Origin of the sequence: Candidatus Blochmanniella chromaiodes str. 640, from assembly GCF_000331065.1 — a bacterium.
Classification (GTDB): domain Bacteria; phylum Pseudomonadota; class Gammaproteobacteria; order Enterobacterales; family Enterobacteriaceae; genus Blochmanniella; species Blochmanniella pennsylvanica.
In genome coordinates this window covers 318714-331260 of record NC_020075.1, presented here as the reverse complement: position 1 = coordinate 331260, position 12547 = coordinate 318714, and the positions used below count along the sequence as shown (strand labels likewise).

10 protein-coding genes are annotated in these 12547 nt (G+C 29.6%); 3 read left to right on the top strand and 7 right to left on the bottom strand.

Annotated elements, in window-relative coordinates; genetic code table 11:
- Window positions 1–19: 19 nt before the first annotated feature.
- The 7 genes from BCHRO640_RS01420 to rpsB all read right to left on the bottom strand — a co-directional run bounded on the left by BCHRO640_RS01420 (window position 20) and on the right by rpsB (window position 6281).
- Window positions 20–880 carry a phosphatidate cytidylyltransferase gene (locus BCHRO640_RS01420; RefSeq protein WP_015344548.1) on the bottom strand — a complete coding sequence of 287 codons (861 nt, stop codon included), beginning with the start codon at window positions 878–880 and terminating at the stop codon, window positions 20–22.
- A 31-nt stretch (window positions 881–911) separates the two neighbouring features.
- Entirely contained in the window at window positions 912–1664 is a 753-nt protein-coding gene (gene uppS, locus BCHRO640_RS01415; protein ID WP_015344547.1) for a polyprenyl diphosphate synthase, read from the bottom strand.
- Window positions 1665–1820: 156 nt separating this feature from the next.
- Window positions 1821–3014, bottom strand: coding sequence for a 1-deoxy-D-xylulose-5-phosphate reductoisomerase (gene ispC / locus BCHRO640_RS01410; protein WP_015344546.1), 1194 nt, complete (start codon window positions 3012–3014; stop codon window positions 1821–1823).
- Window positions 3015–3108: 94 nt separating this feature from the next.
- Entirely contained in the window at window positions 3109–3675 is a 567-nt protein-coding gene (frr, locus tag BCHRO640_RS01405; RefSeq protein ID WP_015344545.1) for a ribosome recycling factor, read from the bottom strand.
- Between the two features lie 85 nt (window positions 3676–3760).
- Window positions 3761–4486, bottom strand: coding sequence for a UMP kinase (gene pyrH / locus BCHRO640_RS01400; protein ID WP_011282819.1), 726 nt, complete (start codon window positions 4484–4486; stop codon window positions 3761–3763).
- A 204-nt stretch (window positions 4487–4690) separates the two neighbouring features.
- Window positions 4691–5509 (bottom strand): translation elongation factor Ts, encoded by an 819-nt coding sequence (gene tsf / locus BCHRO640_RS01395; RefSeq protein WP_015344544.1) that lies wholly within the window; start codon window positions 5507–5509, stop codon window positions 4691–4693.
- Between the two features lie 85 nt (window positions 5510–5594).
- The gene (gene rpsB / locus BCHRO640_RS01390; RefSeq protein WP_015344543.1) at window positions 5595–6281 is read right to left on the bottom strand and encodes a 30S ribosomal protein S2; all 687 of its coding nucleotides are present in this window, start codon (window positions 6279–6281) and stop codon (window positions 5595–5597) included.
- 326 nt (window positions 6282–6607) lie between these two features.
- Here rpsB and map point away from each other — a divergent pair, with 326 nt between their 5' ends.
- The 3 genes from map to recB all read left to right on the top strand — a co-directional run bounded on the left by map (window position 6608) and on the right by recB (window position 12452).
- Entirely contained in the window at window positions 6608–7390 is a 783-nt protein-coding gene (gene map / locus BCHRO640_RS01385; protein WP_015344542.1) for a type I methionyl aminopeptidase, read from the top strand.
- 452 nt (window positions 7391–7842) lie between these two features.
- Complete coding sequence (gene dapD / locus BCHRO640_RS01380; protein WP_015344541.1) at window positions 7843–8664, top strand: 2,3,4,5-tetrahydropyridine-2,6-dicarboxylate N-succinyltransferase; 822 nt, start codon at window positions 7843–7845, stop codon at window positions 8662–8664.
- Window positions 8665–8888: 224 nt separating this feature from the next.
- Window positions 8889–12452 carry an exodeoxyribonuclease V subunit beta gene (recB, locus tag BCHRO640_RS01375; protein ID WP_015344540.1) on the top strand — a complete coding sequence of 1188 codons (3564 nt, stop codon included), beginning with the start codon at window positions 8889–8891 and terminating at the stop codon, window positions 12450–12452.
- The last annotated feature ends 95 nt before the right edge of the window (window positions 12453–12547 follow it).

Genomic DNA, 12547 nt, shown 5'->3' with positions numbered 1-12547 from the left:
TATTTTTTTGATGATGATATTAATATAAACTTAATAATATTAGGTAAACGAAAATAGGCACTGCAGCAAATAAGCTGTCTATGCGATCTAACATTCCTCCATGTCCAGGAATTAAACTTCCGCTATCTTTAATACCAGCTTCTCTCTTAAACATACTTTCAGTTAAGTCTCCTATTATAGAGGCTATAATTGCAATGATAGAATAAATAAATATAAGAGATGGATTTATCACCGTGATTGGCATATATTTACTGAATAACCATGAAATTCCTGTTGAAATTAATATACCTCCAATAAATCCTTCCCAAGTTTTTTTAGGAGATACGCTTTCTAATAATTTACGGCGCCCTAATGTTTTACCGATAAGATATGCACTTGAATCATTAATCCAAATTAATATTACAATATACAGTAAACACCATGCTCCGATGGTGCTATCATTGATATGATGAAATTGGCGCAACGTTAATATCCCCCAAAAAAATGGTAATATTGTTAATATTCCGAAAAAAAAACGTAGTACATTAGATTTTTTCCAAAAAATAGCAGAATCAGGATAAGATAATATTAATATAAACGCTAATACCCACCATACTATACTAATGTTACCGAAAATATACCAAAAAATATGCCAATTATTGAAATATAAATATATTTTTTTTATTACAATAATCATTGTAATACACAATAATCCAAATATAGCGCATATCCACATTCGGTGTGCATAATCAGAAAAATGATGCATTTTCCCCCATTCCCATGCACTAATCAAACAAATGATAGATACAACAATCGAGAATGATACAATAGGCAATAAAAATACCATCAAAATAGTGATGGGGATAAGGAGCAACATGCTAATTAAACGGGTTTTTAACACATTTTTTCCTTGATTACATGTGTATTGAAAATTAAATAGATGCGCTGTTTCCAAATCGGCGCTCTCGTTTCATAAAAGTATTTACTGCTCTTTTAAATATGACGTCATTAAAATCAGGCCATAATACATCTGTAAAAAATAATTCAGCATATGCTATTTGCCAAAGCAAAAAATTACTAATGCGATGTTCACCTCCTGTTCGAATCACCAAATCTACTGGAGCTAATTCATGCATACAGATACATTTACATAGAGCATCTTCGTCAATTTGATTAGGAGTTAATATTCCTTGCTGCACTTGCGTGGCAAGTTGTTTTACTCCTTGGATAATATCCCATCGTCCTCCATAATTTGCAGCAATATTAAGCGTAAGTCCACTATTATTGGAAGTTAATTTTTCAGAGCGGTGTATATTTTTTTGTAATTCACCGGAAAATCGATTAATATCTCCAATGATTCTTAGTTTGATATTGTTCTTATGTAGAACATCTATTTCATTATTTAAAGCATGAGAAAACAATTGCATTAAAGAATCAATCTCTTTGTCAGGACGTTTCCAGTTTTCACTGCTAAACGCATATAAAGTTAATGCATCGAATCTATAATTAACAGCGAAATGAACAGCACGCCGTACCGCATTAAATCCAGCTTGATGCCCAACAATACGTAATTTTCCTCGTGTTCTTGCCCAACGCCCATTACCATCCATGATAATAGCAACATGGCGTGGTAATAAATTAGATGAAAAAGTGCTAAGATTTTGATTACGTTGAGATAATATCACATTTATTTATTTTCCAAATTAAATACCTTTGTGTTAAGTAAAAATACTCGTTTATAATAATTAACATTATAATTATAGATTAATGAAATTACTTATCATTTTCGTGATATATATATGTAGTAATTGTGATAAATTTATTAAAGACAACATTATTTATTATATGACACATATAGATATTGCTTTCTCACGAGCTTTTTGATCAATATATAAAATATCTTCTATATCATTAGGATCATTTAAATTTATTGCATCAAGTACACGACGAATGACGTCAGGAATGTCAGTAAAAGAAATCATTTTACGTAAAAATGCTTCTACGGCAATTTCATTTGCTGCGTTCAGAACAATAGTAGCCGATTGACTACAATTATCAGCATCTATTGCTAATTGGAAACAAGGATAACTGCAATTATCTAATTGATCAAAATGTAATTTATTAAGATAATATATGTCTATATTAGATGAGATTTTTAGTCCTATTCTTTTAGGATATGCCATTGCGTACGCAATAGGAATTCTCATATCTGGAGGTGCTAAATGCGCCAATACATTTCCGTCGGAATAGTATACCATAGCATGGACAATAGACTGAGGATGTAATAAAATTTCTATTTCACTTGGTTTAGCATTAAATAAATGACGTGCTTCAATATATTCTAATCCCTTATTCATCATAGTAGCAGAATCTACTGATATCTTACGCCCCATGGACCAATTAGGATGCACGCAAGCCTGCTCTGGTGTTATTTTAGTTAATTGTTTTTGTGGCGTTTTGAAGAAAATTCCTCCAGATGCAGTTAGCACAATACGAGATATACCGCATTCAGATAAAGATGTATTTCCTAAATTCTTCTGACATATCTTTGGTAGATTTTGAAAAATTGCGTTATGTTCGCTATCTATGGGCAGTATACAGGCACGGTATCGATTGGCTTCTTTCATAAACAATTTTCCGCCAGTAACTAAAGTTTCTTTATTTGCCAACAATATTTTTTTACCAGCACGCAACGCGGAAAAAGTAGGCTTTAATCCAGCAATTCCAACTATGGCAGACATCACCATATCCACATCATTAGTTGATGCTAATTCACAGGCATGCATCACTCCAGATAACACTTCAATATCATATTTCCCAGCGGTGATTAAATTTTTTTTCAATATTCGTGCTGCATCTTCAGATATCATACATGCATATTTGGGAGACATCGCTATGCACTGTTCTGTCATGATAGCAACGTTATTTTTTGCGACTAATGCATGCACAAAAAACTTATCGGTGTGTTGTTGTATTACAGATAGGGTAGCTTTTCCAATAGATCCAGTACTACCTAGAATTGTTAAAGATTGCATATGTATAAATTAAATTACTCATTTGGTGTAAAGATAAAAATCTATTATTTATGTTAGTACATATATAAATATGTATCAACGCACAATTTAATACTTAAAATTTCATTAATTCTGATTCTTTTTCCGAGAGAATAATATCAATTTCTTTAATCCAAATATTAGTTAACTTTTGAATTTCATTTTGAAAAAAATGCTCTTCGTCTTCATTAATTTCTTTGTTTTTAAGTAAAATTTTGGTTTTATCATTAGCAATACGACGCACACTTCTTACAGCTATTTTACTTTTTTCTGCTTCAGTTCGTACCATTTTTATTAAAGTATGACGACGTTCTTCAGTCAATGCAGGTAATGTTACTCGAATAGTATTTCCATAAGAAATAGGAATTAATTCCAAATCAGACATAAAAATAGCTTTTTCAGTTGATTTGATCAACTGATGATCAAACACTGTAATAGCTAAAGTACGTGAATCTTCTACTATGGCATTTGCTACTTGAGATAATGGAGTGGATATTCCATAGTAGTCTACTCGGATGTTATTTAATATATTTGGAGAAATACGTCCTATATGAATATTGTTGATATTTGTTTTAAAGTTTTTAATACATTTTTTCATATGTATTTCCGAATCTGTCTGAATATTATCAATTTTATTAATCACATCATATACCTCTGATTTATATTTCTAAATTAAAAATCAATTTATATAAATTTAAGTATTTATTTGAATGTCGCAAATCTTTAAATTATTTGGTTATTAAAGTCCCTTCTTTATATCCCATTATTATTCTTTTTAATGCTCCAAGTTTATTTATATTAAATATGCGTATTGGTAAATTGTGTTCTCGTGCCAATGTAAATGCTGTCAAATCCATAACTTTTAATTCACGCTCTAGTACGTCCTGATAACTCAATTGTTCATATAGTGTAGCATCAGGGTGTTGAATTGGATCAGTAGAAAATACACCATCTACTTTAGTTGCTTTAAGTACTACATCTGCTTTAATTTCAATACCACGCAAACAGGCAGCAGAATCGGTAGTAAATAAAGGGTTTCCGGTTCCAGCTGCAAAAATTACCACCCAATTATTAGACAGTAAGTTAATAGCTTTCATCCAATTATAATGATCGCATACTCCATTTAATGGAATAGCTGACATTAAATGGGAATGAACATAAGCATGATTTAATGCACTTCTCATGGCTAATCCATTCATTATAGTAGCTAACATCCCTATATGGTCTCCTACTATACGATTCATACCGGATTTAACTAATTCAGCGCCACGGAACAAATTGCCGCCTCCCATAACTATACCTATTTGAATACCTATTTTAACTAACTCTTTAACTTCTGTAACCATTCGGTTTAATATAGTAGTATCGATTCCAAAACCTTCGGCGCCTTGTAGAGCTTCTCCGCTCATTTTAAGTACGATACGCCGATAAATTGGTTTCGTGTGAGTTACCATTAATTATATTCCTCACAAAAAATGGCATAAACAGAAGCAAACACTAACTTATTTAAAGTATAATATGCATGTCAATAATTATTCCGATTTAACCAATTTAATTAATAGTTTTTTATTGTTAAAGGGATTGAATATATTACTTTAAAAACCAATGATGATCTGTGTTAATTAATTAAAATTTTAGAAATAATATAAAATATTAATTTACATATCTTCACCTAATTCAAAGCGAGCAAAATTATTAATTTTTATATGATACTCAATCAATAGCTCTTCCACTGTTTTGTTAATATCCATTATGAAGTTTTGTTTTGTTAATACAATATCATTGAAAAATTTACTCATACGTCCTGCGGTTATTTTTTCTGAAATTTTGTATGATTTTCCAGATTTCATAGCAATGTCCATTTGAATATTATTTTCACGAATTATTACGCTTCTAGGAACATCATTTACATTAATATATTTAGGGTTTTTAGCCGCGATGTGCATGGAAATATTCTTCATTAAATCTGAAGTTACATTTCCGCTAGCAGCAACTATTACCCCTATTTTGAATCCGTGTACATAACATCCCAAAAAATCACCCGTCAACACAACAAACCTACGAATATTTATATTTTCTCCAACTTGTGCAATTAAATTAGTTCGTTGTTCTTTAAATCTAGTTTGTAGTATATTAATATCATGAATTTTTTCATTTAATGCTGTAATAATAACAGTTTTAACGAACTCTTGAAAAGTACTATCTTTAGCCACGAAATCAGTTTCACAATTTATTTCTATCATAATACCATATTGCTTATTGGATGTTATTTCTACTGCAATGAGACCTGATGATGTGATGTGTCCAGATTTTTTGCAAGCAGTTTTTAAACCGGATTTTCTCATGTTATCTATAGCTAATTCAAGATCTCCATTAGCTTTAATTAAAGCTTGCTTACATTCTACAACACCAATGCTAGTACGTTTACGTAATTCTTTAATTAAATCGCTATTAATATTAATTATTTTTTCTTTCATAGTAATCTCATCGTATTAAGAATATACATAGAAAATATTATTACACATTTAATTATTAACAAATTTATGTGTAGCATCAATTATATTAGGTATTGCATGCATTTATATGTATCATATTAGATATTATATTTAAATATAGGTTAATCGCGCGTACAGCATCATCGTTCCCTGGAATAACGAAATCTATTCCATCTGGGTTAGAGTTGGTATCAACTATTGCAAAAACTGGAATCCCTAAGCTATTTGCTTCTTTTATAGCAATATGTTCATGTGTTGCGCCAACAGCAAAAATTGCGTCTGGAAGCCCGCCCATATTTTTAATACCTCCTAAACTATTTTCTAGATTAATAAGTTCTCGATTCAAGATCAATGCTTCTTTTTTAGTTAATTTCTTAAAAGTACCATCCTGAGATTGAATTTCTAAATCTTTTAAACGTTTTATAGATTGGCGTACTGTTTTCCAATTAGTTAGCATTCCGCCTAGCCAACGATGATTAACAAAAAATTGATTGCAAGTCAGTGCTGTTTTTTTTACTGATTCACTAGCTGCGCGTTTAGTACCTACAAATAAAATTTTTCCCTTGAGTGCAGCGATTTTATTCAGCTCAATTAAAGCTTTTCTAAACATTACACTAGTTGTTTCTAAGTCAATAATATGTATTTTATTGCGAACCCCGAAAATAAAAGGTTTCATTTTAGGATTCCAATAACGGGTTTGGTGGCCAAAATGAACACCAGCTTGAAGCATGTCGCGTATAGAAATGTTTTCCATTATATACCTCTATTGGTTGTTGAGTAGATTATTTATAATGTTAGTAGTTATCGGTATTTAAATATAGATAGATTACATAATACATGTTATAATTATTTTTTAATAAGTTAAATACGAAGAATAGTGTTTACTATGGTCTAAAACAAGAAATAATTAACATTTATTTTCAAATAAAACATACTTATTGAATAGCAATAAGCGCAGAGTTTTAAAATATACCTAGATGTAATTTATCTCCATTAATGCAATGATTTGTGCATGTAAATCATATGATTTAAAGGCAAAAATATTATGTATTTGTTAATAAAACTAATGATATATATATTATGAAAATTATTATTAAAACGCTTACAGATATAGCAAAGATGCGCATCTCTGGGAAGTTAGCTGCAGAAGTGTTAGAAATGATTGAAGCTTACGTGCAACCTGGTATTAGTACTGGAGAATTAGATATTATTTGCCATAACTATATTACACAAATACAACATGCTATTTCTGCTCCTCTTGGTTATCATGGATTTCCTAAGTCTATTTGTACCTCAATTAATGAGGTAGTTTGTCATGGTATTCCAAATAATTCACATAAATTAAAAGAAGGTGATATAATAAATATTGATATTACAGTGATTAAAGACGGGTTATATGCTGATACTTCTAGAATGTTTATTGTCGGTCGACCAACAAAGTTGGGGTATCGATTATGTAAGATCACTCAAGAAAGTCTTTATTTAGCAATTCGTATGGTTAGACCAGGCATACGTTTAAAAAAAATAGGTCAATCTATTCAAAGATTTGTTGAAAGTCAAAATTTTTCAATAGTAAGAGAGTATTGTGGGCATGGAATTGGAAAATTTTTTCACGAAGCTCCCCATGTATTGCATTATGATGCTGATGATGAAGGTGTGATATTAAAATCAGGCATGACATTAACAATAGAACCTATGGTAAATGCAGGTACTCGCCATATTTATACTGAAAATGACGGATGGACAGTAAAAACAAAAGATCATAATTTGTCAGCACAGTATGAACACACTATTGTTGTTACAGAAAATGGGTGCGATGTATTAACGTTACGTTCTGATGAGTCTTTATCATCAATTATTTAAATCATTATAATTAATAAAAAAGGCATGTGTTTTATTGCCAAAGCATTTTTAAAGATACTTGTATTTATATTAATAAATGACTTTGAATAAGTACAAAAATATGATTATGGGGTGATATATATTGTTTTTATGAAAATAAATAAATCAATTCTTGTTATTGAACAGCAGTATTATTTAATGTATACGTTATTCCATGAATATAACCTGAGTGATAATATGTTAAATGCTAGTCATTCTTTATTAGAGTAGATTTGTTAAATATGAGTAAATTTTGTTTAAGGATATCAACATAATATCCTTAAACAAATATCGCTATATAACTCAAAAACATAGCAATACATCGTAATGTGTTGATGTAAATTTCTAATATTTACTTTGATAAAGATGTTATTTTCATGGTCAATTAGAAACAATATTCTCAAATGAATTTGATATTATGGAATATAAAACATATGAATCAGTTACGAAAAATAATAGAAAGTGCTTTTGAAAAAAAAGAATATATTTCAAATAATAACATTGATTCTACCGTCAATAATGCTGTTCGAGAAATCATGGATAGATTAGATAATGGGACGTTACGTATATCAGAAAAAATCAATGGTACATGGATTACGCATCAATGGCTAAAAAAAGCAATTATGCTTGCATTTCATACTATGGACAATCAATTGATAACGTGGGGGGGTGGTGTTTTTTTTGACAAATTTCCTATGAAATTTTCCGGATGGGATCACACACATTTTGAAAATAAAAAATTGCGTATAATTCCACCGGCTACTGTACGCTACGGGGCTTATATTGCTGATAACACAGTAATCATGCCTTCCTACATCAATCTTGGTGCTTATATTGATGTAGGAACAATGATTGATACTTGGGCTACAGTTGGATCTTGTGCTCAGATTGGAAAATATGTGCATTTATCTGGAGGTGTGGGAATTGGAGGAGTTTTAGAACCCATTCAAACTAATCCAACCATCATTGAAGATAATTGTTTCATTGGGTCTCGTTCTGAAATTGTAGAAGGGGTAATTGTTGAAAAAGGCGCAGTAATCTCTATGGGGGTATTTATAGGTCAAAGCACCAAAATATATGATCGCGCTAGCGGAAATATATACTATGGACGTGTGCCAGCTGGTTCAGTTGTCATTCCAGGCAGTCTGCCTTCTAAAGATGGTCGTGTTAATACTTACTGTGCCGTAATCGTAAAAACAGTCGATTCTAAAACTAAAAATAAAGTTAAGATAAATAATTTATTACGCGACATATAAAATATATTTTTCTTACTTGAAGTACTTTATTCTATGGTATTTTAATTATATTGTTTAAATATTAGCATAAATGTTGTTTATATTTATTGGTGTGAAGTAATTCATTTTTATTTGTTTGATTTATCTGTTTAAACTTGACTAATAATAGTTAATTTTATAAATAATATAGTTGTAATAAAATTCAAGATAACTTTTATTATTTTAAGTAAATATAAACAATAATCATGCGTAATTTAAATGTTTTAGAATTACCCCTGTATGGCATCAATTTAATTGAAGCTTCGGCAGGTACTGGCAAGACATATACTCTCATAATAATCTATATTAGATTATTGTTATGTTTAGGGAACAGATCAGATTTTTCCCGTCCTTTAACGGTAAAAGAAATACTTGTAGTAACTTTTACTAAATCTGCAGTACGAGAACTGCGTCATCGCATAAGAGAAAATATTCATCAATTTAGATTAGATTGTATGCGTGGATATAGTCGTAATTTTTTATTTTCTAAATTATTATTACAAATACATAATGTAGAATTAGCCATAAATCAATTATCTGAAGCAGAAAAAAAAATAAATCAAGCATCTATTTTTACCATCCATAGTTTTTGTCAAAATATCTTAAATCACAATACAATCGAATTAAACATGTTGTTTAATACGAATATTGTTGATAATGAAACAATATTGTACCAACAAGCGTGCACTGATTTTTGGAGACGGAATTTTTATTCACTGCCATTGAATATAGCTAGATTAATTCAAGAATATTGGAAAGATCCAAATTCTCTTTTAAACGATATTATTCCTTATATATATAGATCTAGGTCTAATCTTGATTGTTACAATCATAACGTACATGAAGATAAAAAAAATATCATAACTTATTATGAAAAAATATTGGATCATATCAATCATGTTAAAAAGGAATGGCATAAAAATAAACATAATATAATTACTATCCTCAATTCTTATGACATTAATCGTAGAATATACAATAAAAATAATTTAATACGTTGGATAGATAGAATTAATCAATGGGTCAAACGACCAATAATTGATCATACGATGCCTAATGATTTACAACGTTTTAGAACAACCGAATTAAAGATACATAATAATAGCAATAAATCCGATTATATATGTACTTTATTTGATTTAGTAGAAAAACTATATAGCCAATTATCATCATTTAAAACATCAATATTTAAAATTGCAATAAATGAGATACATAACGATTTAAATAATACTCAACATTATAGGTCAGAAATTACTTTAAACGATCTTGTTGATGTGTTAGCTCATCATTTAGTTAAAGATAAAGACAATAAATTAGCACATATACTGCGTACGCGTTATCCGGTAACGCTTATTGATGAGTTTCAAGATACAGATTGTCAGCAATTTAAAATTTTTAGCACATTATATAATTCTGATTCAGAAAATGGTCTTATTTTAATAGGAGATCCCAAACAATCAATTTATGCCTTTCGTGGGGCTGATATATTTTCGTACATGAAAATACGTCGAACGATATGTAACAAATACAATCTTAATATTAATTGGCGTTCGTCGTTAAATATAGTTAATGCTGTTAACCAATTATTCCAATTGGTTTCTAATCCGTTTATTTTTGAAGATATTCCTTTTATTCCTTCAGTAACTGCTAGCCGAAATAGCATGTATCGGTTTTTGATAAACAATCAATCACAAACAGCTATGTGTTTTTGGTTACATCCTGACGAGATAGTTACAATAGGTGACTATAAACAATCAATGGCACAAGAATGTGCCACTATTTTATACAATTTATTACATGAAATACGTAATGGGACAGCTTGGTTAGAAAATGACAAGTATAAAAGAAAATTAGAAATATCAGATATAACTGTATTAGTGCGAAATCATGAAGAAGCATCACTTATTTGTTCTGCTTTATCAAAAGTAAATATATCAACAGTATTTTTATCCAATCATAAAAATATTTTTGAAACAATGGAATCTTATGAATTATCATTATTATTACGAGCAATCTTATTTCCAGAGAGCCATACAATTTGTACTGCTTTAACAACTGTTTTTTTTGGATTAAATGCCGCTGATATTGAAAGCATTAATAATAATGAATCTAAACAAGAACAAATATTTGAGAAATTTTTTGAGTATTATTCCGTTTGGAAAAAAAAAGGTGTGTATTTGATGATACAGAAAGTAATTTTTGATCATAAAGTACCAGAAAAGTTATTATCTACGCGAGTAGGTGAAAGTAGTTTAATAAATATTTTGCATTTAGGTGAATTATTGCAAGATGCTGCAAGAAAATTGCAAGATGAGCACGCACTTATGGAATGGTTAATATTAAAAATAACACAACCAAAAAATAAAAAAACATCTGATCAAAATTTACGATTAGGCAGTGATCATCAATTGATAAAAATTAGTACAATACATAAAGCTAAAGGATTAGAATTTCCATTAATATTTTTGCCATTTATAGCAGACTTTAATTATGTAAAAAATCCTTTCTTTCATGATAGAAAGTCATATAAAACCCATTTAAATTTCAATACATCAAAATCATATTTAACATTAGCAGATGAAGAACGTTTATCAGAAGATTTAAGGCTATTATATGTAGCGGTAACTCGTAGTATTTATCATTGTTCTATAGGTATTGGCCCAATAGTACGACGATACAAAAAAAAATCTAATACCAATAATGACTTACATCACAGCGCCTTAGGATATTTAATCCAAAAAAAAACTTCTGGAAACGCAGAAACATTGAAGAAACATTTAAAAAAGCTCAGTGTTTATTCGAATGGTGATATTTCCTTCCGTATTATTTCAAAATCGCAAGAACTATTTTCTCGTGCATCGTCTGTTGCATCTAATCAATTGTTATGCGGAAAAAAGTGGAAGACATCACCAAATATTATTCCGTGGAGTGTAACAAGTTTTAGCGCTCTACAACATACTGATGTTGGTATTACAACATATTTAAATTTAGAAAAACAATTAGATATCAGTGAACACATTCAGTCTCAAGAAAATGAGATTCCATTGACGCCACATACTTTTCCTAAAGGAAAAGTATGTGGTAGCTTTTTTCATAGTATCTTTCAAGTTCTGGACTTTAGAAAACTTGTAGATATGAAATGGTTATACGCACATATGGAAAGATATAATATTGACCCAATTTGGGGATTTGTTGTTCGAGAATGGATATATATAGTACTCAATACTCCCCTTAATAATAATTTAACTCTTGCGCAAATAATTCCTGAGAATAAAAAAACTGAGCTTAAATTTTATTTATCTATTAATACGCATTTAACATCGGAAGAATTAGACCATTTATGCAAAAAGTATGATCCTGTATCACGTAAATCTTCATCCCTTACTTTTTTAGATATAACAGGAATGTTAAAAGGATTCATTGATTTAATTTTTCGTTGGAATCATCGGTATTATTTGTTAGATTATAAAACCAATTGGTTAGGAGACAACAATGAGGATTATGTTGGTTCTAAAATAAGACAAGAAATGATTAAACATCATTATGCATTGCAATATCAACTTTATACTTTAGCGCTGCATCGGTTTTTACGTAATAGACTTGTTTCTTATAACTATGAGAAAGATTTTGGAGGAGTATATTATTTGTTTATACGGGGTATGGATGGAACACCATTGAGCAATGGAATTTATTTTTTTCGTCCATTATCGACATTTATTAATAAATTAGATAATTTATTCTCTAAAAATAATCTAAACATCATTAGATGAATAATGTTTAGATTTTATCTCATAAAAAGAACATGATATTTTAAATCAAATAATATATAGATGCGATCTAATGTATTAACGATTAAAGTATGCTT

What these genes read in the sequence shown, in the direction of transcription:
- map (WP_015344542.1), top strand. Translation starts at nt 6,608, where the DNA reads ATGAAAATTATTATTAAAACGCTTACAGATATAGCAAAGATGCGCATC.
- ispC (WP_015344546.1), bottom strand. Translation starts at nt 3,014, where the DNA reads ATGCAATCTTTAACAATTCTAGGTAGTACTGGATCTATTGGAAAAGCT.
- rpsB (WP_015344543.1), bottom strand. Translation starts at nt 6,281, where the DNA reads ATGGAAAACATTTCTATACGCGACATGCTTCAAGCTGGTGTTCATTTT.
- tsf (WP_015344544.1), bottom strand. Translation starts at nt 5,509, where the DNA reads ATGAAAGAAAAAATAATTAATATTAATAGCGATTTAATTAAAGAATTA.
- dapD (WP_015344541.1), top strand. Translation starts at nt 7,843, where the DNA reads ATGAATCAGTTACGAAAAATAATAGAAAGTGCTTTTGAAAAAAAAGAA.
- recB (WP_015344540.1), top strand. Translation starts at nt 8,889, where the DNA reads ATGCGTAATTTAAATGTTTTAGAATTACCCCTGTATGGCATCAATTTA.
- pyrH (WP_011282819.1), bottom strand. Translation starts at nt 4,486, where the DNA reads ATGGTAACTCACACGAAACCAATTTATCGGCGTATCGTACTTAAAATG.